Raw genomic sequence first — 21,654 nt, forward strand, 5'->3', positions numbered from 1 at the left:
GAGGACCACCCCCCATGAAGACCACCCTGCGGCGTATCGTCGACGGCCTCTGGCGGCGTTCCTACGTCCGCTGGCGCCGGTCCATCCAGGTGCGGGTGGTCACCTCCACCCTGCTCATCTCCACGATCGTCGCGGTGGTGCTCGGGGTCTTCCTCATGCAGCAGATCACCACCGCGCTGCTGGACGGCAAGGCCGAGGCCGCCTCCCAGCAGCTCAACGAGGGCCTGGGCATCCTCAAGCGCACCCCCGGCGACAGCGTCGCCGAGAAGGTCGCCAAGGAGCTCGCGGCGCGCAGCGGCCCGTCCGGCCTGTACGAGGTCTACCTGCGGGACACCCGCGAGAAGACCAACGGCGGCGTGCCCACCAACGACCTCGACCCGGCGAGCATCCCCCGCCGGCTGGCGACCGCGCTCAGCGAAGCGCCCGACGGCGACAAGGTCTGGACGATCGGGGAGCTGTCCCGGCAGTACCACGACCCCGAGCCCGCGCTGATCATCGGCGGCAAGGACGGGCCGTACGAGCTGTACTACCTGTTCCCGCTCGACCAGGAGCAGAAGACGATCAGCATCGTCCAGCGCACCCTCGTCGGGGTCGGCGTCGCCCTGGCGCTGCTGCTCGCCGCGATCGCCTCGGTGGTGACCCGCCAGATCGTCATCCCGGTCCGGCTCGCCGCGCAGTCGGCGGAGCGGCTCGCGGCGGGGCGCCTCGAGGAGCGGATGAAGGTGCGCGGCGAGGACGACCTCGCCAAGCTCGGCCGCTCGTTCAACGACATGGCCGAGACGCTCCAGGAGAAGATCTACGAGCTGGAGACCCTCTCCCAGGTGCAGCGCCAGTTCGTCTCCGACGTCTCGCACGAGCTGCGCACCCCGCTCACCACGATGAAGATCGCCGCGGACATGCTCTACGAGCACCGAGAAGACTTCCAGGCCGGGGTGAGCCGCTCCACCGAGCTGCTGCAAAGCCAGATGGAGCGCTTCGAGTCGCTGCTCTCGGACCTCCTGGAGATCAGCAGGCACGACGCCGGCGCGGCGACCCTCGACGCGGAGTCCCTGGACCTCCGCGAACTCGTGCTGAACGCCGTCGGGGACGTCGAGGACGTGGCCGAGCGGCGCGGCAGCAAGGTCGTGCTGAAGCTCCCCGGCGAGGCGTGCATGGCCGAGGTGGACCGCCGCCGGGTCGCGCGCATCCTCCGTAACCTCCTGTTCAACGCGGTCGAGCACGGCGAGGGCGGCGACATCGTCGTCACCGTCGCGGCCGACCGGGACGCGGTGGCGCTGGCCGTCCGCGACCACGGCACCGGCCTGCGGCCGGGCGACGCCCAGCAGGTCTTCGACCGGTTCTGGCGGGCCGACCCGTCCCGGGCCAGGACCATCGGCGGCACCGGCCTCGGTCTGTCGATCTCCCGCGAGGACGCCCAGCTGCACGGCGGCTGGCTCCAGGCGTGGGGCGAACCGGGCGTCGGCTCGCAGTTCCGGCTGTCGCTGCCGCGCACCGCGGGGACCGAGCTGCGCGGCTCCCCGCTGCCGCTCGTGCCCGCCGAGGTGGAGCTGAACCGGACCATCATCACCGATCTGGAGGCCGCCGAATGAGACGGCTCCGCCCCTTCGCCGCGGGCCTTTGCGCACTCGTCCTGCTGACGGGCTGCGCGTCACTGCCCACCGGCGGCCGGGTCTCCACGCACACCAACGACGCGCGCACCGAGCCGTTCGACGAGCCGTACGTCCGGATCGAACCGACCCGGCCGAAGCAGGGCTGGACCCCCAAGGAGGTCGTCGAGGGCTATCTGGTCGCCATGGCCAACTTCGACAACGACCGGGCCGCCTTCCGTTCCTACCTCGACGAGGACGTCGAGTTCGACGCCGCGGTCCGGCCCGAGGTCAACGTGCTGGACGACGAGACGTTCCAGGGGCCGATGCCGATATCGGAACGCGACGACCTGGCCATCGTGCAGATCGTCGGCGACCGGCTCGGCAAGATCACCCCGTCCGGGCAGTACCTCGCGGCCGCGCAGCACGCCTATGACGTGACGTTCACCCTGCGCAAGAACAAGGCGGGCGACTGGCGCATCTCGTACGCGTCGGGCGCCGCCCCCGAACTCGTGCTGAAGCGCAGCGACGTCGACCGGGCGTTCCGCACCACGAACCTGTACTACCTCGCGCCGGACGCGCGCAGCCTCGTCCCCGACTCGGTGTTCCTGCCGCAGCTCAACCGCTCCGACCTGCCCAGCCAGCTCGTCAAGTCGCTGCTCAGCCGGACCACGCCGTGGCTCCGCGACGCCGTCGTGTCGTCGTTCCCGCTCGGCACCCGGCTCCTCGGCGGCAAGGTCACGCTGGAGGACGACGACGTCGTCACCGTCAATCTGAGCGCCGAGGCCGCGGCCGGCGACGTCGACCGCATGTCGGCGCAGCTCATGTGGACGCTCGGCCAGCTGACCGAGGTCCAGTCGATGCGGCTCCAGATCGACGGGAAGACCCAGCGGACCAGCGACGGCATCGAGGTGCAGACCCTCGCCCGGTGGCAGCCGCTCGGCCCGGACGCGCCCTTCAACGAGGTGGCCGCCAGCAAGTACCTCCTCGACGGCTCGGGGCACCTGTCCCTGCTCCAGGGCAAGGAGCCGTCCCCCTTCCCGTCCCTGGCGAAGCGGACCTTCCGGGAACCCGCCGTCGCACTCGACGCGCGGGAGTTCGCCGCCATCTCCGGGCGCTCCCTGTACGTCGGGGACACCTCGACGGGGGCGGTCTCGGAGGTGCTCAAGGCCCAGGAGGGCGCGACCCTGCTCCGGCCGTCATGGGATCGTCACGGATACCTGTGGATCGTGCAGAACAAGGGCTCGGAATCGACCCTGTGGCTGCGGTCTCCGGGCGGGGTCAGAGCGGTCCAGGTGCCTTTGCCGAAGAACCTCGTCGGGCAGATCAAGGCCCTGCGCGTCGCGCACGACGGCGTCCGGGTCGCCGCTCTCGTCTCCGGCGCGGTCAAGACCGAGATCCAGATCGCGCGGATCGCGCCCAGCGCGACCTCGGGCTACAGCATCGACGAGTTCCACCCGATCAACGCGGAGCTGTCCGGCCTCGTCGACCTGGCCTGGCGGGACGCCGACACCCTCGCCGTCCTCGGCAAGTCCGGCACCTCCAGCAGCAGCGTCCTCCCGTACGAGGTCCCCATCAGCGGCGGCGCCATCAGCCCCGTGGGCGGCAGCTTCGAAGGCACCCCCGTCAGCATCGGCGCCGCCCCCGGCGAGACCATCCTCCTGGGCATCGAATCCAAAGAACGCCCGGAGCCCACCACCTGCGTCCAGACCCCCAGCGAAGAACCCCGCTTCAGCACCTGGGACTGCGACATCACCGGCTCCTCCCCCACCTACCCCGGCTGACCGCGCCCGCCCGAGCGGGGCCCGAGAAAAGTTGTCCACAGATGCGGGCGGGCGGCGTTCAGGGGGCGCGCGGCGGCGGATCATGTGCTCATGGTCATTTCTCGGGTACTCAGCGTTCTCTTCTCACTCGGCGAAGCGGCCGGCGGGCTGCTCGGGCCCGGCGGGCTCGAGGTCTCCGGGGTGCTGGGGGCGGCGTGCCTGGCCGGGTTGTGCGTGCTCGCGGTGCCCGGCGTCGCCGGGGCGCTCGGGATGCTGCCCGCGCTGGTGGATCTGCTGCTGCCGCCGTGCTGCACGGCGTGCCGGGCCCCCGGGCACGTGCTGTGCTCCGGCTGCGCGGCGCCCCTGGGCGGGCCCGGCCTCCCCGTCCCCGTCTTCACGCGTGCGGAGCGCGCGCGGGCGGTCCCGCCCGTTTGGGCGCTGGGCGAGCACGAGGGCGTCCTGCGCCGTCTCGTCATCGCGCACAAGGAACGCGGCAGGGCTCCCCTGGCCGTCCCGCTCGGCGCGGCCCTGGCACGGCTGGCCGCCGACACCGCCCTGCGCGGCCGCCCCTCCCCCGGCGGGGCGGGCGCGCAGGGCGAGGTCTGGGTGGTGGCGGTGCCTTCGGGGCGGCGGTCGGTGCGGCGGCGCGGGCGGGACGCGATGGGGGAGCTCGCCGAGGCCGCGGCGGCCGAGCTGCGGGCACGCGGCAGGCCCGCACGCGCGGTGGCCGCCCTGTCCAGGCGGGTGGGCACCGCGGATCAGGGCGGCCTAGGGCCCACCGAGCGGCGGCGCAACCTCCAGGGCGCGATGCGCGCCTCCCCCGAGATCGCGGGAGCCCGGGTCCTCCTGCTCGACGACGTGGTGACCACCGGGGCGTCCCTGCGAGAGGCGTGCCGGGCGCTCACCGCGGCGGGCGCACGACTCGAAGGGGCCGTTCTTCTCACCAGCGCCCTCAAAGGAAGAATCGCCACAATTGGTAACGCACGGTTAGGGAAATGCCAAGAATCCAGGAAACTCACCGGCCCGCCAGAAGACGCTGACCTGTCCCTCAGCCCCTGCACCAGGGCACTACAGCCGCGAAGTCGATCACCGTAGGTGAGATTTGCCGCCTTCGTCCCCGATGACATTCGGGCCTGAAGGGGCTAGCGTGCTGACATGGCACCCGCCCGGGTCCGTGGTTGCGCCGGTGGGCTCGTCTCCCCTGGGAGACGGCGTACCGAGCTAGCCGATGCCAGTCGCAGGCGAAGCGGTCCACGTAAGCCGACTTTTTGTCGAGTGATCACGGTGCGGCTTAGAAGTAAGTCCTGCCCCGCCGGTGGATCAGATATCCGCCGTCACGGGAGAAGAGCAGTAGTGGCATGGGCTGCGAACCTCTCAGCAGGCGATTGTGGGGTCGAAGACCAGGTCGGCCGGGCGGGTGCTCCTCCACACAACGGAAACATCTGGAACTCCGAATTCCGGACCGTCCGTTATCTCGATTGAGAAGGGGGGTCCCTACGTGGACATCATCGTGAAGGGCCGACGCACCGACGTGAACGACCGCTTCAAGCGGCACGTCGACAGCAAGCTCGCCAAGCTGGAGAAGCTCGACTCCAAGATCATCAGGGTGGACGTCGAGGTGAGCTCGGAGCGCAACCCGCGGATGGCGGACCAGAAGGAGCGCGTCGAGCTGACGCTCCACTCCAGGGGTCCGGTGATCCGGGCCGAGGCGGCGTCCGACGACCGCTACGGCGCGCTCGACATGGCCCTGGACAAGCTGGACTCGAGGCTGCGGCGGGTCTCCGACCGGCGCAAGACCCACTACGGCACCCGTACCCCGCCCAAGATGAACGGTATGGAGGCGATGCCGTCGACCCTGCCGCCCACCCCGGAGCCCGTCCGCGCTCCCGAGCCGGCCCGCGCCGGGCTCGCCCGGGTCGCCGCCGCGACCGGTGTCGCGGTGTCCGACCGCAGGCCCGACGGCTTCGAGCGGCCCGACCTCGAGGAGGAGCTGCTCACCATCGACAAGGACGGGAACTGCCCCGTCGTCGTCCGGGAGAAGACCCACAAGGCCGAGCCGATGCACATCGACCAGGCCCTCTACGAAATGGAACTTGTCGGCCACGATTTCTTCCTGTTCTCTGACAGGGAGAGCGGCCTTCCCAGCGTCGTCTACCGCAGGAGGGGTTGGGACTACGGCGTCATCCGTCTCATTGACGAGTGATGCGTCGTTAACAACCCGTCACCCGCCCTCGCATGCCATGATCTAGGTATCCCATATGGGGGAGGAAGAGTGAGCGAGATCCCCGAACCTCGCACCGATCCGATCCGAGTCCTGATCGTGGACGACCACGCCCTGTTCCGCCGGGGTCTGGAGATGGTCCTGACCGGCGAGGCCGGGATCGAAGTGGTCGGCGAGGGCGGTGACGGGCTGGAAGCCGTCGACAAGGCACGCGACCTGCTGCCCGACGTGATCCTGATGGACATCAGGATGCCGCGCCGCGGCGGTATCGAGGCCTGCGTCGCCATCAAGGAGGCGGTGCCGAGCGCCAAGATCGTCATGCTGACGATCAGCGACGAGGAGGAGGATCTCTTCGAGGCGCTCAAGGCGGGTGCCAGCGGCTATCTGCTCAAGGAGATAGCCATAGACGAAGTGCCCCAGTCCGTCCGGGCCGTGCACGGCGGGCAGTCCCTGATCAGCCCGTCCATGGCGTCGAAGCTGATCAGCGAGTTCACCGCGCTGGCCCGGCGGTCCGAGGAACGGCAGCAGCAGGTCCCCGCGCCACGGCTGACCGACCGCGAGATGGAGGTGCTCCGCCTCGTCGCCCGCGGCCTCGGCAACCGGGAGATCGCCAAAGAGCTGTTCATCTCCGAGAACACCGTGAAGAACCACATCCGCAACATCCTGGAGAAACTCCAGCTGCACTCCCGCATGGAAGCCGTCGTCTACGCGGTCCGCGAGAAACTGCTGGAGATCACCTGACCTGATGGCCCCGCCCGAGGGCGGGGCCATCAGGCCGCGGCCGGGGCGAGGTCCGGGGTGTCGATGGCGTCACCGGTGTCGCCCGCGGCGACGGCCTTGCGGCCGAAGTACCAGACATAGGCGAGGAAGGCGATCTCGGCGACGACGCCGATGCCGATGCGGAGCCAGGTCGTGTGCACCCAGCCCGTCACGAAGCCCTCGATGGCGCCGGAGACCAGCAGCACACCGATGAGGCCGAGGACCACGCTCATCGCGGCGCGGCCTTCTTCGGCCAGTGCCCTGCCGCGCGGGCGCGCGCCCGGGTCGATGATCGTCCAGCCGAGGCGCAGGCCCACGCCGCACGCCACGTAGACCGCGGTCAGCTCCAGCAGGCCGTGCGGGAGGATCAGGCCGAAGAAGATGTCGGTCTTGCCGTGCGCGGCCATCAGCCCGCCGGTGACGCCGAGGTTGAGCTGGTTGACCACCAGTACGTACAGGGTCGGGATGCCGAGCAGGATGCCGAACACGATCGCCTGCGCCGACACCCACGCGTTGTTCACCCACACCTGGAACGCGAACGCGCCCGCCTCGTGCTCGGTGTAGTAGTTCGCGAAGTCGTGCTCGACCAGCTGCTGGATGTCGTACGGGGTGCCGAGCGTGCTCTGTACCCGCGGATCGCCCGCCACCCACAGCGCGACGGCCAGGGCCAGCAGGTTCCCGAACAGGGCGCAGCCCAGCCACCACCAGCGCTGCCGGTAGACCGTGCCGGGGAACGACACGGTGATGAGCCTCGCGGCGTCCCGCCACAGCGGCGCGTTCGCCCCCGAGACCGCGGCCCTGCCGCGCGCGACGAGCGACGTCAGGCGCCCGATGAGCGCCGGATCGGGCGAGGCCGATCTGACGACCGAGAGGTGCGTCGCGGCCCTCTGGTACAGCTCGACGAGTTCGTCGATCTCGGCGCCGCGGAGCTTGCCGGCGCGGTTGATGAGCTCTTCCAGCCGGAGCCATTCGGCATTGTGCGCGGCAGCATAGGCGTCGACATCCACGACGGCGAATCTACCGGCCCGGCGAGCCCGGCATACTGGGCACCATGACGGTCACCTCGGCAGAACTGGTCACCGGCGAGGCGGTCGCCCTCGATCTGCGGCCCGCCCGCCTGGCCAGCCGCGCGTCGGCGCTGCTCCTGGACCTGGCGATCATGTTCGCGGTGGTGTCCACCCTGATGCAGGCCGTACAGTTCGTCGTGCTGGTCGCCGACGAGGCGGTGGCCGTCGGATTGAGCATCGTGGTGACCGTCGGGACGTTCGTCGGCTACCCGGCGATCTCCGAGACGCTGACGCGCGGCAAGTCCGTCGGAAAGATGGCGCTCGGGCTGCGGGTCGTCGCGGTGGACGGCGGGGTCGTCCGGTTCCGCCAGGCGCTGATGCGGGCGCTCACCGGGTTCGTCGAGTTCCTCATGTTCATGGGCGCGCCCGCACTGATCTGCTCGCTGTTCAACCGGGAGGGCCGCCGCCTCGGCGACCTCTTCGCGGGCACCCTCGTCATCCAGGACCGCACGGCGGCGACCGCCGCGCTTCCGCCGCCCGCGATGATGCCCCCGCACCTCGCCCCGTGGGCCGCGGCGCTCGAACTCTCCCAGATCTCCGACGACCTGGCCCTCAGCGCCCGCCAGTACCTCCTCCGCTACTGGGAGCTCCTCCCCGACGTCCGCGTCTCCATGGGCGCCTCCCTCCTCCAGCGCTTCCTGCCGCTGCTGTCGCCGCCCCCGCCCCCGGGCAACCCGCCGGAGCTCCTGCTGACCGCCGTCCTCGCCGAACGCCGCACTCGCGAGGAACGCCGCCTCGCCGCCCGCAAGGCCCGCCGCGTCGACCACCTGCGCCGGACCGGCCAGCACATCCCCACCGAACAGCCCTCCCACATCCGCCCCTACCTTCCCCCCACCACCGCCTACCTCCCCGTCTTCCCGCCCCCCGCCCCCTACCCCGCGGCCCCTGGCCACCACCCCACCCCACCTCCCGGCTACGCCCCGGGCCCCTACCCCGCGGCTCCCCCGCCCCCTGGCCACGACCCGGCCAAGTCCTACGCCCCTTCCTCCGGCCCCCAGCCGACCCCACCCGCGCGTCCTCCCCTGCGCTGACGGCGTCGACGCAGCCGCTTCTCAGCCGCGACCGGCCGACGGCCCCCTCCCGCCTTCGGGCCACGAGCCGTGCCTCCCGGCGGTCGGCGGCATGGACGTGGCCGCCGTTCAGGGCGGCGGCTCGGAAGACCGTCCCGTCCCTGCCCTCCCGCCCCGTCCCTGTCCTCCCGTGCTCGGGCCGCGCGCGTCGACGTGGCCGCCTTCGGGCACGGCCCGGAACGCCGTCCCGTTGCGCTTCCTCCGCGCCGGCGGGCCGGGCGACGGACCTGAGGCGCCCCGTCATGGCGCGCGGGCTCGGGCGCCATGACAGGGCATGGGTTCAGACGGACTTCACGGTGCCGCCGTCGATCAGGTGGTCCGCGCCGGTGATGTTGCCGGCCACGTCGGAGAGCAGGAACGCGATCAGCGCCGCCACCTCCTCGGGTTCGGTGATGCGGCCGGTGGTGATGCCGAACGCCGCGGGGAGCCCTCGCAGGAAGTCGGCGTGCTCGGTGCCCGTCGCCGCGGCGATCTTGCTGCCGAAGCCGTCGGGGGCCTCCCAGATCGCCGTGCGGACCGCGCCCGGCGACACCGTGTTCACGCGCACGCCCCGCGGCCCGAACTCCTCGGCGAGCGACTTGCCGAACGCCGTCAGCGCGGCCTTGGCGGCGCTGTAGGCGATCGGGCCCGCGGCGGGCAGCCTGGAGTTGATCGAGGAGACGTTGACGATCGCGCCCCCGCGCTCGATGAGACTGGGCAACGCGGCGCGGGTGGCGCGGACCGCGCTCAACAGGTTGAGGTCGAAGACGCGCGTCCACTGCGTGTCGTCGGTGTCGAGGAATCCGCCGAGCCCTACGTCATCCCCGGCTCCGACGTTGTTCACCAGCAGGTCGACACCGCCGAACTCGGCGAGCGCGTGGTCGACGAGGGCGGCGACACCTCCCTCGGTGCTCAGGTCGGCCGCGAAGGGGACGGCTCCGGAGTCCTTCAGTTCGGCGGTGATGGTGCGCGCCGCCCCGACGACGCGGGCGCCCTCCGCGATCAGGGTCCGCACGGTGGCCAGCCCGATGCCCCGGCTGGCCCCGGTGACGACTGCGGTCTTTCCGGTGAGATGGAGATCCATGAGGCTTCCTATTCTTGAACTGCGGGTACAAAATTAGGCCGAAGAACATCCCGATCCGGTGTCCGGATCGGGCTTCGCGGGGTCAGAGGGAGGCCAGCAACGCGTCGACCACCCGGGTGGGACGCTCCGGCCCCTCGGCGGACCGGCAGATCAACCGCAGGCCCACGACCGTGTTCAGCAGCAGGCTTCCCACGGCCCTGGCGTCCACGTCGGCGGCGATCTCCCCATCGCGCCGCCCCTCCTCCACGACCGCGCGGAACGCCTCCTCGGTGCGGTCGAGCATGCGCCGGACGAGCCGCATCGCGGACTCGTCCGACTCGCCGAGCTCCGCGACGGTGTTGACCGCCATGCAGCCCCGACGATCCGGATCCGCGAGATCGAGCTCGACGAGGAACATCAGCACCTTGCGCAACCGCTCCTTGACGGGCCCGCCTTCCTCGAGCATCGCCACCAGCGCCTCCGTCTGGCTGTCCCGGTACCGGAGCAGGGCCTTCTCGAACAGCGCGTGCTTGCTGCCGAACGCGTTGTAGAGACTGCCCTTGCCGATGCCGAGTTCGTCGACGAGGTCCTGCGGGGTCGTGGCGCCGTAGCCCTTGCGCCAGAACACCTGCATGGCCCGCTCGACGGCGGAGTCGGAATCGAACTGGCGCGGCCTACCCATGTCCGCGACCCTAGCACGATTCTGTACCCTCAAGTCAAAAATACTCCGGGTCCCTCGCGGGGTCGCTCGGGCGGGGCGCGGGCTCGCTCGGCCTGGAAGGGACTCGGGCGGGACCCGGGTCCCTTCCAGGTGGGCTCGGGCGGGGCGGAGGATGCTCGGCGTACCGGAGAGACACTTGGGAAGGACGCGGGTGGGGTTCTACTTCTCTTATGCCGATGGCGCGGGGCCGGGGTTCGACGTTCCCGGCCACGTGATGGCGGACGTGCGCGAGGTGCTGCGGATCGCCGTCGCCCACGCGGGCGCGGACTGCCCCGTACAGGTGCACAAGTTCGAGTCGAACGACGGCTGGCACGTCGGCCCCGAGGAGTGCCGGGCGATCGCGGACCTCCTCGACGGGGCCGAGGCCGAAAAGGCGGTCTCCACCTACGGCACCTTCGTCGACGGGATCCCCGACGGCCTCGTCGGCGAAGTACGCGCGCTCGGCGAGTTCAGCGCCCAGGCCGTCGAGCGGGGCGGCTTCCACGTCTCCTGAGCGGGGCGGCCCCGTCCCGACGCGGCCGCACCCGCGCCGGGACGGGCTCGGTCAGGTCGCGGCGTCGCCCTGGTAGTTCAGCTGCCAGGAGACGCCGAAGCGGTCGGCGACCCAGGTGAACAGCTCACTGAACCCGTACGACCCGACGGGCATCAGCGCCGAGCCGCCCTCTTCGAGGGCCGCGCCGATCCGGGTGAGCTCCTCGGCCGAGTCGCACTCGACGTAGAGCGACCACGACGGCGTGAAGGTGAACCCGTGCTCCGCGTAGCTGTCGATGCACATCACCTCCTGGTCGGCCACCCGGAACACCGCCTGGAACACCGAGCCCTCGGGGCCCGGCCCCTCTGGCCCGTACCGCTTGATCCACACGATCTCCGACCCGGGGAACAGCGAGACGTAGAGGTCCATCGCCTCCTCGGCCCGACCCTCGAACATCAGGAACGGCTTCACCCGCATCTTCCGCGTCCTTCCCACTGGTCGACTCGCCCGGAGCCTACCCACGGCCACCGACAGAACACGGTGCGGCCGCCCGCGCCCCCTCCCGCGGAGGGGGCGCCCCGCACGACGTCAGGCGATCCAGGGCGGGGTCTGGAACTCGCCGGTTCCGGACAGGGCCGCGCGCGCGCCGGCGGCGGCCGTCACCAGGGCGGTGAAGCCCGTCGCGCGGTCGGCGCGCACCTGGCGGGTCTCGTCGGCGGGGATCACGATGGTGTCGCCCGCGCCCAGGGTGGCTGCGCGGCCGTCGACCTCGACCGTCGCGACGCCGGAGAGGAAGGTCCACACCTGTTCGGCGTCGATCACGTGGACGGGACCCACGGGCGCGTCCGGAGCGACGTCCACCCGCCAGACGGACGTCGCGGCCTCGCCGAGGGTCGGTGACGCGAGGGTCGTCATGGTCGCGGTGGGCGTGCTGGTCTGCCGGGCTTCCGCGGAACGCACGATCTTCATGGGAACACCCCTAAGATAGACATCTAAGTTGTCCATATAGTCAACCAGGTTGTCTTTTATGTCAAGTGATCCGCCCGGCTTCGAACTCCCGATCCGCCTTCTGCTGGCCTTCCGCGCCCTCATCGACGAGCTGCACACGAGGCTCGCCGAACGCGGCCACCCCGAGATGCGCCCCATGCACGGCTTCGTCTTCCAGGCCGTCGGCCCCGAGGGATGCAGCACCGCCGAACTGGGCCGCCGCCTCGGCGTCACCAAGCAGGCCGCGGCCAAGACCGTCGAGTCCCTGGAACGCCTCGGCTACCTGACCCGCGTCCCCGACCCCGCCGACGCCCGCGCCCGCATCGTCCGCCTGACCCCGCGCGGCGTGTCCGCCCTCTCCGACTCCGCCGAAATCTTCGACGCCCTACGCGCCGAATGGTCCGAGGCCCTGGGCCCCGCCCGCCTGGCCACCGTCGAAGACGCCCTCCGCACCATGACCGCCGCGGAGCCGTTCCGCACCGACCTCCCCGCCTGGTTCTCCTGACCCGAACCAGGCGGCGAGGAGGCCGCGCCGCCGTTCCCCCTCGCCGCGCGCATGGGCGCCGGTCCGCCATCAGGCCGGGCGCAGTCGCGCCCGACGATCTTGCCGCCGCCGGGCGAGGGCGCGATCCCGCACGCCTCGGAGAGCGCCATGACGATGGTGAGCCCCCGACGAAGCCCTCCGCCCACCTGCGGCGATGCGCTGGTGGAGGGGGGCGGCCGGTGTCGGTCATCGGGTCGCCTTCAGGGTGCAGCGCAGGCGGGTGGAGCGGGCGGGCATGGTCATGGCGTCGGCTTCGATGGGGTGGTCGTCGGCGTCGCGGATCAGGCGGGTCAGGGCGAGGACGGGTTCGGTCTCGGTGAGGCCGAAAAGGTCGCGTTCTTCTGATGTCGCGGCACGGGCGGCCTCTCGACCGGGCTCGGGTCCGCGCGCCGACCTCTCTGAGAGGGCCACAGGGGCCCGTCAGGGGGTGGGGCGGGGGATCAGTTGGAGGCGGATGTTCGTGTCGTAGGGGACGACGAAGGTGGAGAGGCGGGCGGTGGTGTCGGTGGGTTTCCAGGTGAGGGGGACCAGGAAGAGGCGGCCGCCGGAGGCGAGGAGGAGGCGCAGGTTCTGGTAGCGGTAGCGGAAGGTGGCCTTCTTGCCGAAGTCCCACTGGCGGGTCTCCGCGGGGGCGTCCGCGAGGGGTTCCTTGGTGTAGAGGACGACCTCGGGCAGCCTGTCCAGGCGCTTCACGCTGTCGTAGGCGCGGGCGACGCCTACCTCGGCGGCGAGGGAGTTCGCCGCCCAGAAGAGGCCGACGACGGCGAGCGCGATCGCCAGGGTCCTGCCCCTCCGCTCCAGCGCCTCGGCCTCCGCGCTCTCCCGCCAGCCGCCCTCCCACGCCCGGCGCGCCAGCCAGAACCCGTAGACGAGCAGGGGCGCGCACACCGTCAGGGACAGCGGCGTGGTCCCCGGCCTCTCGTGCTCGGCGACCCCGCGTACCAGGACGCCGACGAGCGCGCGCACGAGCAGCGCCGCGCCCGTGAGCGCGACGGCCGGGGCGATCCACCGGACGGCGCGGGGCCGCGTCCGGAGCAGCAGGCCGAGTCCCGTGTGCAGGGTCAGGCACGCGAGGACGACCACCAGGAGCAGAACCGCCGCCGGGTAGGCGATCTCCAGGCCGAACAGCAGGAGGTCCTGGTTGGCGAGGCCGGTGAGCTGGAGTTCCACCCCGAAGTACCGGAACCGCTGGAGCGTGGCGACGTACCCGTACCAGATGAGGAGCCCGGCGGCGAGCGTCGTCGGCGGCCCGACGGTGCTGAGGAGGGTGAGCCGCTCGGTCCAGCGCCGCTCCTCGTCCTCGGCCGCCGCGTCCGGCGCCTGGGCGGGCCCGGTCCGCGCCCACCTGGGCCTGCGCGCCATCACCAGATCGCCGGGTTGAAGCTCGCCATCGCCTCTCCGTTCACCCAGACGACGTACGGGACGACTTCGGCCTCGGCGTCCCAGAAGACCCGTACCGGCGTCTCCGGGGTGGGCGTCACGCTCGTGAGGTCCTGGCAGGCCGGGTGCGCGGTGTCCTTGCACAGCTTGCTCAGCCGCATGCTCACCGGGATCCGGTAGGACCCGGGACGGGCCTTCGGAGGCAGCGGGTCGTCGGAGAGCCAGAGGCTGCATCCCTTGGTCGGGGTGAGCACGATGTCCACGCCGCACGGCTGGGCGCCCCACGGCCCGGTCGGCACACCCGCGCCGTCGGTCGAGCCCCGGCAGGCGCCGGACGTCTGACCGGACTCCTCCTCCGGCAGGATCGGCGGCGGCGTCTCGGTGAGCCCGAGGGTCGCGGGCACGCTCTCTTCCGCGTCGTTCCGCGTCAAGTACTCCGCAGGCGCGTCCGTGAAGTCGTCCTCGGTCCCGGACCCGAGCGTGTAGCGCACGATGCGGACGTCGCCGCCCGTGGGGAAGATGAAGGCGCAGGTGCCGTCGAGGGTCCTGCCGTCCAGGTCGGGGCCCGCCGGCTGGTCGATCTCCGGGATCTGCCACGGCTGCGCCGAGGGACCCACGGGCGGCGCGGTCTCCCCCTCGCCGCCGCCGGGGGATCCGCCCGGCGATCCGTCGAGCGGTCCGCCCGACGGCCGTCCGGTGCCCGGCGCCGGGACCGAGGCGTCGGCGGAAGGCGCCGCGCCGGTTTCCGGGCCGTCTCCGCCGCAGCCTGCGACGGCGAGTGCCAGAAGGGCCGTGACCGTCAGGACCAGCCCACGCCCCCGTGAGTTCGCCATGACCCCGAGTATGCGGAACAGCACCAGACATGTCGCCCTATTTAGCAATTACCGGAATTCGGCCCGCGTACTTTGGGAGCGGCGAAAACTCACGGCCCGCCCCGCACTCGGGAAGCGTCAGGCCTCACGGCTTCTGGAGGATGCCGCAGGCCGTGCGGCCGCCGGAGTCGCCGGCCTTGAGGGTGTCGGCGTCGGGGCCCTTCTGGCCGTCCGGGGCGGTGTAGCGATCGGGGATGTTGGACTGGTTGTCGGCGTTGGCGTGGATGATGACGGACGTGCCGTCGGCGTCGAAGAGCTGGTCGACCTGGAAGCGGTCGGAGACCGCGGTGGCGGTGCCCGTGCCGTCGGTGTTGATCAGCAGGTCGGGGAGGTCGCCGGTGTGGTGGGCGTGCTCGTGGCCGCCGGTGTCCAGGTGGGGGCCCGCGCTGAAGAAGGGGCTGCCGGTGGCGGGGTCCTTGGAGTTCGCGTCGCAGACGCCCGTCTGGTGGAAGTGGAGGCCGTGGTAGCCGGGCGGGAGCCCTTGGGCCTTTATGGTGACCCGGGCGGGTCCGTTCTCGGCGTCGACGGTCAGCGAGCCGACCGTGGCGCCCTCCGCGGTCTTGATGACGGCGGTCGCCTGCGGGTCCTGGGCGTCTCCGGCGGCAGAGGCGGCCGCGGCGGCCGCTATCGCTGTGCCGCCCGCCCCGACGGCGACGGCCAGGGCCAGTTGCCTGATGCGGAACATGAGTAGATCTCCCCGATGTGGCGTCTTGTCCGATGCCCTGGGGAGGATCCGAGCCTGTGCGGGACGAGCCTGCCGTGCCGGGCCCCGCGGCTCCCCGGACACCTCACCTCCAGTATCGGACGCGGTGGGCATGCTCCCCCGAACCGGGAAGCAAACGTTCGGTCTTCCGGATCCTTCGGGAAGATCTCGTCCAGGAGGCGGGGCTTTTCCGAGAGATGACCTGCCCGTTCCGTCACGCCGAACCGGCGCCGACGGATCACCGCGACGGCGGCGACTCCAGCGAATCGAGTTCGATGCCCTCCGCCGCCACGACGACGTCCCCCGCGAGATGGAACTCGGTCTCCTCGGCGGTATCGAGGTCCACCGACGTCCAGTGCTCGACCGGCAGCGCCCCGAGATCCGTCTCGTGCGCCTCCACCGCGCGCAGCGTGAACCGCCGGACCACCCGCCGGGTCGCGAGCACCTCCCCCGAGACGGCGACGAGCGGCACGTCGGCCGTCCCGCCCGGCTCCAGCCGCAGCGAGCGCGCGACCGCCACGAGGAACCCCGGCGACTCCCCGAGGAACCCGTGCGCCTCCGCGGCGTGCTCGCGGCCGCCGCGCACCCACAGCACCTCGCGGCCTGCGCAGCCGCCCCGCAGCGTCCATTCCCCCGAGGTGAGCACGAGCCGCGCGGGACGCCACCGCGAGTCGACGGTCAGATCGACTCCGGACGCCACATAACGCCATCCGGCGGGCCCCGGGGCGCACTGGAACTCCTCGCGCGTCCCGGACTCGGTGTGCAGATAGACGCCGCGCGGCACTACGACCCCGAGCGCCAGGACGACAGGTAGTCCTCCTGGTCGGTGGTGAGGACGTCGATCTCGACGGCGGTGGAGGCGAGCTTGAGCCTGGCGACCTCGGCGTCGATCCGCTCGGGCACCTGGTGGACGCCGGGGGCGAGCCCGGTGTGCGCGGCGGCGAGCCACGCGCAGGTGAGGGCCTGATCGGCGAAGGACATGTCCATGACGGCGGCCGGGTGCCCTTCGGCGGCGGCGAGGTTGACGAGGCGGCCTTCGCACAGCAGGACGAGGCGGCGCCCGTCCTCGAGCAGGTACTCGTCGGCGTGCGGGCGGACCCGCTGGACGTCGACGGCGAGCCCGGCGAGACCCCGGACGTCGACCTCGACATCGAAATGCCCCGAGTTGGCGAGGATCGCCCCGTCCTTCATCACCGCGAAGTGCCCGGCGTGGACGACGTCGCGGTTGCCGGTCGCGGTGATGAACACGTCTCCCTGCGCGGCGGCCTCCTCCATCGTCTGCACGCCGAAGCCCTGGAGCAGCGCGTCCAGCGCCTTCACCGGGTCGATCTCGGTCACGATGACGCGCGCGCCGAGCCCTCGCGCGCGCTCGGCGAGGCCCCGGCCGCAGTACCCGAACCCGGCGATGACGACGGTCTTGCCCGCGAGCAGCGTGTTCGTCGCCCGCACGATGCCGTCGAGCGTGGACTGTCCGGTGCCGTACCTGTTGTCGAAGAGCCTTTTCGTCGCGGTGTCGTTGACGGCCACGACGGGGAAGCGCAGCGCGTCCTCCCTGGCCATCTGGTGCAGCCGCAGGACGCCCGTCGTCGTCTCCTCGCACCCGCCGAGCACTCCCGGCAGGAGGTCGAGCCGTTCGGTGTGCAGGATGTTGACGAGATCGCACCCATCGTCCACGACGATGTGCGGGGCGAGGTCCAACGCCGCATGGATATGTCGGTAATAGGTGTCCATATCCACACCCGCTCGGGCGAACACCGACACCCCGTAGGACACGGCGAGGGCGGCCGCCGTGTCGTCCTGGGTGGACAGCGGATTCGAAGCGGCCACGGCCACCTGCGCGCCCCCGGCCTGGAGGGTGCGCAGGAGATTCGCCGTCTCCGTCGTCACATGCATGCAGGCGGCGATGCGCAGACCGTCCAGGGGACGTTCCACGGCGAACCGCTCGCGGATCGCGCGCAGGACCGGCATCGCCCGGTCCGCCCAGTCGATGCGCCGGACCCCGGCCTGAGCCAGGCCGGGGTCCGCGATGTCGGAGTCAGTCAAGACGTCCGCTCAGTACCGGTAGTGGTCCGACTTGTAGGGACCCTCGACGTCCACGCCGATGTACTCGGCCTGGGCCTTGGTGAGGGTCGTGAGCTTGACGCCCAGCGCGTCGAGGTGCAGGCGCGCGACCTTCTCGTCCAGGTGCTTCGGCAGGACGTACACGCCGACCGGGTACTGCTCGGTCTTGGTGAACAGCTCGATCTGCGCGATCACTTGGTTGGTGAAGGAGTTCGACATGACGAACGAGGGGTGGCCGGTGGCGCAGCCCAGGTTCATCAGGCGGCCCTCGGCCAGCACGATGATGTTGTGGCCGTCGGGGAAGGTCCAGGTGGCGACCTGCGGCTTGATCTCGTCCTTGACGATGCCCGGGATCTTCGCCAGGCCGGCCATGTCGATCTCGTTGTCGAAGTGCCCGATGTTGGACACGATCGCCTGGTGCTTCATCTTCGCCATGTGGTCGGCGGTGATGATGTTGAAGTTGCCGGTCGTCGTCACGAAGATGTCGACGATGCCGACGACGTCGTCCAGCGTGGCGACCTGGAAGCCGTCCATCGCGGCCTGGAGCGCGCAGATCGGGTCGATCTCGGTGATGATGACCCGGGCGCCCTGGCCCTTGAGGGCCTCCGCGCAGCCCTTGCCGACGTCGCCGTAGCCCGCGACGAGCGCGACCTTGCCGCCGATGAGGACGTCGGTGGCGCGGTTGAGGCCGTCGATGACGGAGTGGCGGCAGCCGTACTTGTTGTCGAACTTCGACTTGGTGACCGAGTCGTTGACGTTGATCGCCGGGAACGCGAGGGTCCCGTTCTTGTGCATCTCGTACAGGCGGTGCACGCCCGTCGTGGTCTCCTCGGTGACGCCCTTGATCGACGCAGCGGCGTCGGTCCAGCGGCCCGGCTGCGCGGCGATGGTGCTCTTGAGGGTGTCGACGATGACGTGCCACTCTTCGGGGTCGTCATCGGTCGCGGCGGGGACGGCCCCGGCCTTCTCGTACTCGGCGCCCTTGTGGACGAGCAGGGTCGCGTCGCCGCCGTCGTCGAGGATCATGTTCGGCGGGGTGCCGTCGGGCCAGCGCAGGGCCTGGTCGGTGCACCACCAGTACTCCTCCAGGGTCTCGCCCTTCCAGGCGAAGACCGGGACGCCCTTGGGGTCCTCGACGGTGCCCTCGCGGCCGACGACGACGGCCGCGGCGGCGTGGTCCTGGGTGGAGAAGATGTTGCAGCTCACCCAGCGGACGTCGGCGCCGAGCGCGACGAGGGTCTCGATGAGCACGGCGGTCTGGATCGTCATGTGCAGCGAGCCCATGATCTTCGCGCCGCGCAGCGGCTGGGCCGCCGCGTACTCCGCGCGTACCGCCATCAGGCCGGGCATCTCGTGCTCGGCGAGCTGGATCTCCTTGCGGCCGAACGCCGCGAGCGAAAGGTCGGCGACCTTGTAGTCCATCTTCAACGACTCCTCTGGATAGCTCCGCTCGGAAGTCTAGGACCCGAACCCGCGCCTAGGCACGCTGGACCGGGCGAATCTGACATAGAATTGTCAGAATGAGGATCACGGAGGCCGCGCAGCGCCTCGGCACCTCCCCCCGAATCCTGCGATACCGGGAGAAACTAGGACTTCTCCCACCGCGGGCGGGTAGGGTCCACCGCCAGTACACCGAGCTGGATCTCCGCGCCGTCGCCACGGGCCTGGCCATCGAGCAGCGCTACGACATCGGCCCCGCCGAACTCGCCTTCGCCCTCCGCGTCCTGGCCGACCCCGAAGCCCGCGCCCGCGTCCAGGACCTCGGCGAGCGCCTCGGCCGCCTCAAGCCCCACCCCGTCCGCGCCCTCGACTTCGACCAGGCCAAGGCCCAGCGCCTCCTCCGCCCCCGCCCCCGTCCCTGAACGCCCGCCGCGCCACGCACATCCACCGGATCGACGCCACGACCCGGAAGCTCACCCTGCTGAAGACGGGCTGCCACGCCGACGAGACCTACAGCTGCACCGCCGGCGACCAGAACTTCAAGCCCGTCCCCCTCGACCGCGTCACCACCGCCTTCGGCGCCTGACCCATCCCCCGCGGCCTACGGCCAGGTCAGGGCTGGCCGGGGGTCACCAGGCCGGATTCGTAGGCGAGCATGACGGCTTGGGCTCGGTCTCGGAGGGTGAGTTTGGTGAAGACTCGGGCCACGTGGGTTTTCACGGTGTGTTCGGAGACGACCAGGTGGGTGGCGATCTCGGCGTTGGAGAGGCCGCCGGCCATGAGGATGAGGACTTCGTTCTCGCGGGCGGTGAGGGTGGCGAGGGCGGCGGGCGGGGTGATGCGGGAGCGGCGCTGGCGGGCGAACTCGCGGACCAGGCGGGCGGTCACCTGGGGGGCCAGGAGGGCGTCGCCCCGGGCGACGATGCGGACCGCGGAAACGAGGTCGGCGGCGGTGGCGTCCTTGAGGAGGAAGCCGGAGGCGCCCGCGGCGAGGGCGTCGTAGACGTGCTCGTCGATGTCGAAGGTGGTGAGGATGAGGACGCGGAGGTTCTCGGTGCCGGGGTCGGCGAGGATCCGGCGGGTCGCCTCGATGCCGTCCATGCGGGGCATCCGGACGTCCATCACCATCACGTCCGGACGGTGTCTCCGGGCCAGGTCCACGGCCTCGGCCCCGTCTCCGGCCTCGCCGACGACGGTGATGTCCTCCTGTGCGCCGAGCAGGGCGGCGAACCCCGCGCGGACGATCGTCTGATCGTCGGCGATGACGACCCGGATCATGGCGCCTCCCTAACCGGTCCCCCGATTGTCCCAGCCGATCGGCCCCGTGGCACCGGCCAGGGCAGACAGATCCTCGGTCAGGTGCGGAAGGGCAGGTCGGCGGACACGTCGAATCCGCCGTCGGCGGCGGGCCCGGCCCGGAAGTCGCCGCCGAGCATGGTCGCCCGCTCGCGCATGCCGATCAGGCCGTGCCCGCCGGCCGCGGGCAGCGGGAACCCGTCGACCCGGGTCTGCGCGGGTCCCGCGGCGGCGTTGTGGACGCGGACGGCCAGCCTGTCGGGGTGGTAGGTGAGATCGATCTGGACGGGCGCCCCCGGCGCGTGCCTGCGCACGTTCGTCAGGGCCTCCTGGACGATCCGGTAGGCGGACAGCTCAAGGGTGGCCGACAAGGGGTGCTCGGTTCCGCGCACCGAAAGGGCGGCCGCGCCTCCGGCGCCCCGGTGCTGGTCGAGGAGGTCGCCGATCCGGTCGAGCCTGGGCTGCGGGGTGACCTCGCCGTCGGCGGGCGCGTCGGACCGCAGGACGCCCAGGAGCCGCCGCATCTCGACCAGCGCCTCGCGCGCGGTGTGCGCGATCTCCGCGTAGCCCTCCTTGGCCTCGTCCGTCAGCGACGGCATCGTGTACGGGGCGGTCTCGGCCTGGACCGCGATCATGGACACCGAGTGCGCGACGACGTCGTGCAGCTCCCGCGCGATCCGGGCCCGCTCCCGCATGACGGCCTGGTCCCGCTGCGCGTCGCCGAGCGCCTGAAGGGTCTCCGTGCGCTGCTCCCGGGCCTCGGCCGCCGTCGTCTGGACGGTCCGGCGGGCGTCCCCGAGTCCGATGGCCCCGATCACCGCGGCGACCGCGGCGGGCCACGGGATCGCGTCCAGGCCGTCCCCGGCGAGGTAGACGACCCCGACGACCGTGAGCGAGGTCACCGCGAGCACCCCCGCCGACGCCCGGGGCAGGGTCTGCGCCAGGAGGTAGAGCATCCAGAGCGCGGCGGCCATCGTGGTGACCAGGAACGCCTGTCCGGACAGCAGCGAGGCCGCCGCGGCGCCCAGCACCAGCGCGGCCGCGGGCTTGGGCACCTCGCGCCGCCACACCAGCGGCAGCGCGGCCGCGACGGCGAAGGCCCCCTGGACGCTGAAGAGATCGTCGGTGTTCGTGCCCGCCTCGTACACGGCGGCAAGGGTGAAGAGCAGTCCGGTGACGGGCGCGTAGACCCACGAGGAGAAGAACCGCTGCCAGGAGGCCATCCAGCGCGGCGTGGGCGCGGGCTGCGCGGCCTGCGGCGCGATCATGGTGCCGTAGGGCCCGAACGAGGGGAGCGGCACGGCGGGCTGCGGCCGGCCGTGGATCTTGGCGAGGGCCTTGTCCAGGAGTGGCTTCAACAGCCGCCCGATGCCTTCCAGCACCCACAGCAGGAGCTGGCCGACGGCGGCCACGCCCCGTCCGGAGAGCCGCCACAGATGTTCGGCCGCACCCGTCCCCAGTGTCTTCTCGCTGCTCACGCTGCCATCCTCGCCGGATTTGGGGCTGTTCGCCTCACCTTAGGGTGCGATACCCCGTGGACCGATCCGCCTGGAGGATGACCCGGATCCGGGCCCGGAGGGGGACGTGGAATGAAAGCGCGACGCCTACCGTTGGAGACAGAGAGCAGGAGATGGGGGTCTCCGAAAAGCCTCCGCCCACCGGATTCGGGG

23 protein-coding genes are annotated in these 21,654 nt (G+C 71.4%); 9 read left to right on the forward strand and 14 right to left on the reverse strand.

Features of this window, described 5'->3' with window-relative positions; genetic code table 11:
* Positions 1 to 14: 14 nt before the first annotated feature.
* The 5 genes from mtrB (at position 15) to EDD29_RS37840 (ending at position 6,311) form a co-directional block, all read left to right on the forward strand.
* On the forward strand, positions 15 to 1,589 hold the full coding sequence (gene mtrB, locus EDD29_RS37820; protein ID WP_123668989.1) for an MtrAB system histidine kinase MtrB: 1,575 nt from the start codon (positions 15 to 17) through the stop codon (positions 1,587 to 1,589).
* Positions 1,586 to 3,370: an LpqB family beta-propeller domain-containing protein gene (locus EDD29_RS37825; protein ID WP_123668990.1), complete on the forward strand. Its 1,785-nt coding sequence runs from the start codon at positions 1,586 to 1,588 to the stop codon at positions 3,368 to 3,370. Before mtrB ends, EDD29_RS37825 begins: the two co-directional genes overlap by 4 nt.
* Before the next feature lie 90 nt (positions 3,371 to 3,460).
* A complete protein-coding gene (locus EDD29_RS37830) occupies positions 3,461 to 4,444 on the forward strand; it encodes a ComF family protein (RefSeq protein WP_148086232.1) in 984 nt (327 codons plus the stop codon).
* A 403-nt stretch (positions 4,445 to 4,847) separates the two neighbouring features.
* Positions 4,848 to 5,552 carry a ribosome hibernation-promoting factor, HPF/YfiA family gene (gene hpf, locus EDD29_RS37835; protein ID WP_123668992.1) on the forward strand — a complete coding sequence of 235 codons (705 nt, stop codon included), beginning with the start codon at positions 4,848 to 4,850 and terminating at the stop codon, positions 5,550 to 5,552.
* Between the two features lie 69 nt (positions 5,553 to 5,621).
* The gene (locus EDD29_RS37840; RefSeq protein WP_211360138.1) at positions 5,622 to 6,311 is read left to right on the forward strand and encodes a response regulator; all 690 of its coding nucleotides are present in this window, start codon (positions 5,622 to 5,624) and stop codon (positions 6,309 to 6,311) included.
* Positions 6,312 to 6,340: 29 nt separating this feature from the next.
* On the opposite strand, the gene EDD29_RS37845 is transcribed toward EDD29_RS37840, so the two are convergent.
* The gene (locus EDD29_RS37845) at positions 6,341 to 7,336 is read right to left on the reverse strand and encodes a stage II sporulation protein M (RefSeq protein ID WP_123668994.1); all 996 of its coding nucleotides are present in this window, start codon (positions 7,334 to 7,336) and stop codon (positions 6,341 to 6,343) included.
* 44 nt (positions 7,337 to 7,380) lie between these two features.
* Between EDD29_RS37845 and EDD29_RS47915 the strand changes: the two genes are divergently transcribed.
* Positions 7,381 to 8,427 (forward strand): RDD family protein, encoded by a 1,047-nt coding sequence (locus EDD29_RS47915; protein ID WP_123668995.1) that lies wholly within the window; start codon positions 7,381 to 7,383, stop codon positions 8,425 to 8,427.
* Positions 8,428 to 8,746: 319 nt separating this feature from the next.
* Here EDD29_RS47915 and EDD29_RS37855 read toward each other — a convergent pair whose 3' ends face one another.
* Together EDD29_RS37855 and EDD29_RS37860 are read right to left on the reverse strand one after the other, a co-directional pair.
* A complete protein-coding gene (locus tag EDD29_RS37855; RefSeq protein ID WP_123668996.1) occupies positions 8,747 to 9,529 on the reverse strand; it encodes an oxidoreductase in 783 nt (260 codons plus the stop codon).
* An 82-nt stretch (positions 9,530 to 9,611) separates the two neighbouring features.
* A complete protein-coding gene (locus tag EDD29_RS37860) occupies positions 9,612 to 10,190 on the reverse strand; it encodes a TetR/AcrR family transcriptional regulator (RefSeq protein ID WP_123668997.1) in 579 nt (192 codons plus the stop codon).
* Positions 10,191 to 10,380: 190 nt separating this feature from the next.
* Here EDD29_RS37860 and EDD29_RS37865 point away from each other — a divergent pair, with 190 nt between their 5' ends.
* Positions 10,381 to 10,722, forward strand: coding sequence for a hypothetical protein (locus EDD29_RS37865; RefSeq protein WP_123668998.1), 342 nt, complete (start codon positions 10,381 to 10,383; stop codon positions 10,720 to 10,722).
* Between the two features lie 51 nt (positions 10,723 to 10,773).
* On the opposite strand, the gene EDD29_RS37870 is transcribed toward EDD29_RS37865, so the two are convergent.
* Together EDD29_RS37870 and EDD29_RS37875 are read right to left on the reverse strand one after the other, a co-directional pair.
* The gene (locus EDD29_RS37870) at positions 10,774 to 11,178 is read right to left on the reverse strand and encodes a VOC family protein (RefSeq protein WP_123668999.1); all 405 of its coding nucleotides are present in this window, start codon (positions 11,176 to 11,178) and stop codon (positions 10,774 to 10,776) included.
* A gap of 111 nt (positions 11,179 to 11,289) precedes the next feature.
* Positions 11,290 to 11,670 (reverse strand): cupin domain-containing protein, encoded by a 381-nt coding sequence (locus EDD29_RS37875; protein WP_123669000.1) that lies wholly within the window; start codon positions 11,668 to 11,670, stop codon positions 11,290 to 11,292.
* A 58-nt stretch (positions 11,671 to 11,728) separates the two neighbouring features.
* Between EDD29_RS37875 and EDD29_RS37880 the strand changes: the two genes are divergently transcribed.
* Positions 11,729 to 12,193 carry a MarR family winged helix-turn-helix transcriptional regulator gene (locus EDD29_RS37880; RefSeq protein ID WP_123669001.1) on the forward strand — a complete coding sequence of 155 codons (465 nt, stop codon included), beginning with the start codon at positions 11,729 to 11,731 and terminating at the stop codon, positions 12,191 to 12,193.
* A gap of 225 nt (positions 12,194 to 12,418) precedes the next feature.
* On the opposite strand, the gene EDD29_RS37885 is transcribed toward EDD29_RS37880, so the two are convergent.
* From EDD29_RS37885 to ahcY (EDD29_RS37915), 7 genes are all read right to left on the reverse strand, one after another.
* Positions 12,419 to 12,643, reverse strand: a complete 225-nt coding sequence (locus tag EDD29_RS37885; RefSeq protein WP_123669002.1) for a UTRA domain-containing protein — start codon at positions 12,641 to 12,643, stop codon at positions 12,419 to 12,421.
* Between the two features lie 9 nt (positions 12,644 to 12,652).
* Complete coding sequence (locus tag EDD29_RS37890; RefSeq protein ID WP_123669003.1) at positions 12,653 to 13,594, reverse strand: hypothetical protein; 942 nt, start codon at positions 13,592 to 13,594, stop codon at positions 12,653 to 12,655.
* Complete coding sequence (locus EDD29_RS37895; RefSeq protein WP_148086233.1) at positions 13,594 to 14,445, reverse strand: hypothetical protein; 852 nt, start codon at positions 14,443 to 14,445, stop codon at positions 13,594 to 13,596. The genes EDD29_RS37890 and EDD29_RS37895 overlap by 1 nt, the downstream gene beginning before the upstream one ends.
* A gap of 124 nt (positions 14,446 to 14,569) precedes the next feature.
* Entirely contained in the window at positions 14,570 to 15,169 is a 600-nt protein-coding gene (locus EDD29_RS37900) for a superoxide dismutase family protein (protein ID WP_170201737.1), read from the reverse strand.
* A gap of 256 nt (positions 15,170 to 15,425) precedes the next feature.
* Complete coding sequence (locus tag EDD29_RS37905; RefSeq protein ID WP_123669006.1) at positions 15,426 to 15,971, reverse strand: hypothetical protein; 546 nt, start codon at positions 15,969 to 15,971, stop codon at positions 15,426 to 15,428.
* The gene (ahcY, locus tag EDD29_RS37910) at positions 15,971 to 17,230 is read right to left on the reverse strand and encodes an adenosylhomocysteinase (protein WP_123669007.1); all 1,260 of its coding nucleotides are present in this window, start codon (positions 17,228 to 17,230) and stop codon (positions 15,971 to 15,973) included. The genes EDD29_RS37905 and ahcY (EDD29_RS37910) overlap by 1 nt, the downstream gene beginning before the upstream one ends.
* Positions 17,231 to 17,239: 9 nt before the next feature.
* Complete coding sequence (ahcY, locus tag EDD29_RS37915) at positions 17,240 to 18,676, reverse strand: adenosylhomocysteinase (protein WP_246053208.1); 1,437 nt, start codon at positions 18,674 to 18,676, stop codon at positions 17,240 to 17,242.
* Between the two features lie 92 nt (positions 18,677 to 18,768).
* On the opposite strand from ahcY (EDD29_RS37915), the gene EDD29_RS37920 reads away from it, so the two are divergent.
* Positions 18,769 to 19,110 carry a MerR family transcriptional regulator gene (locus EDD29_RS37920; protein ID WP_123669009.1) on the forward strand — a complete coding sequence of 114 codons (342 nt, stop codon included), beginning with the start codon at positions 18,769 to 18,771 and terminating at the stop codon, positions 19,108 to 19,110.
* A 190-nt stretch (positions 19,111 to 19,300) separates the two neighbouring features.
* On the opposite strand, the gene EDD29_RS37925 is transcribed toward EDD29_RS37920, so the two are convergent.
* Together EDD29_RS37925 and EDD29_RS37930 are read right to left on the reverse strand one after the other, a co-directional pair.
* Positions 19,301 to 19,966 (reverse strand): response regulator transcription factor, encoded by a 666-nt coding sequence (locus EDD29_RS37925; protein WP_123669010.1) that lies wholly within the window; start codon positions 19,964 to 19,966, stop codon positions 19,301 to 19,303.
* A gap of 77 nt (positions 19,967 to 20,043) precedes the next feature.
* Positions 20,044 to 21,462: a sensor histidine kinase gene (locus tag EDD29_RS37930; RefSeq protein WP_123669011.1), complete on the reverse strand. Its 1,419-nt coding sequence runs from the start codon at positions 21,460 to 21,462 to the stop codon at positions 20,044 to 20,046.
* Positions 21,463 to 21,654: the final 192 nt, after the last annotated feature.

The sequence above is a fragment of the Actinocorallia herbida genome (assembly GCF_003751225.1).
Classification (GTDB): Bacteria; Actinomycetota; Actinomycetes; order Streptosporangiales; family Streptosporangiaceae; genus Actinocorallia; species Actinocorallia herbida.

What these genes read in the sequence shown, in the direction of transcription:
- EDD29_RS37895 (WP_148086233.1), bottom strand. Translation starts at nt 14,445, where the DNA reads ATGGCGAACTCACGGGGGCGTGGGCTGGTCCTGACGGTCACGGCCCTT.
- EDD29_RS37890 (WP_123669003.1), bottom strand. Translation starts at nt 13,594, where the DNA reads ATGGCGCGCAGGCCCAGGTGGGCGCGGACCGGGCCCGCCCAGGCGCCG.
- EDD29_RS37875 (WP_123669000.1), bottom strand. Translation starts at nt 11,670, where the DNA reads ATGAAGATCGTGCGTTCCGCGGAAGCCCGGCAGACCAGCACGCCCACC.
- EDD29_RS37920 (WP_123669009.1), top strand. Translation starts at nt 18,769, where the DNA reads ATGAGGATCACGGAGGCCGCGCAGCGCCTCGGCACCTCCCCCCGAATC.
- EDD29_RS47915 (WP_123668995.1), top strand. Translation starts at nt 7,381, where the DNA reads ATGACGGTCACCTCGGCAGAACTGGTCACCGGCGAGGCGGTCGCCCTC.
- EDD29_RS37900 (WP_170201737.1), bottom strand. Translation starts at nt 15,169, where the DNA reads ATGTTCCGCATCAGGCAACTGGCCCTGGCCGTCGCCGTCGGGGCGGGC.
- EDD29_RS37825 (WP_123668990.1), top strand. Translation starts at nt 1,586, where the DNA reads ATGAGACGGCTCCGCCCCTTCGCCGCGGGCCTTTGCGCACTCGTCCTG.
- mtrB (WP_123668989.1), top strand. Translation starts at nt 15, where the DNA reads ATGAAGACCACCCTGCGGCGTATCGTCGACGGCCTCTGGCGGCGTTCC.
- EDD29_RS37870 (WP_123668999.1), bottom strand. Translation starts at nt 11,178, where the DNA reads ATGCGGGTGAAGCCGTTCCTGATGTTCGAGGGTCGGGCCGAGGAGGCG.
- EDD29_RS37855 (WP_123668996.1), bottom strand. Translation starts at nt 9,529, where the DNA reads ATGGATCTCCATCTCACCGGAAAGACCGCAGTCGTCACCGGGGCCAGC.
- EDD29_RS37860 (WP_123668997.1), bottom strand. Translation starts at nt 10,190, where the DNA reads ATGGGTAGGCCGCGCCAGTTCGATTCCGACTCCGCCGTCGAGCGGGCC.
- EDD29_RS37830 (WP_148086232.1), top strand. Translation starts at nt 3,461, where the DNA reads ATGGTCATTTCTCGGGTACTCAGCGTTCTCTTCTCACTCGGCGAAGCG.
- EDD29_RS37880 (WP_123669001.1), top strand. Translation starts at nt 11,729, where the DNA reads ATGTCAAGTGATCCGCCCGGCTTCGAACTCCCGATCCGCCTTCTGCTG.
- EDD29_RS37925 (WP_123669010.1), bottom strand. Translation starts at nt 19,966, where the DNA reads ATGATCCGGGTCGTCATCGCCGACGATCAGACGATCGTCCGCGCGGGG.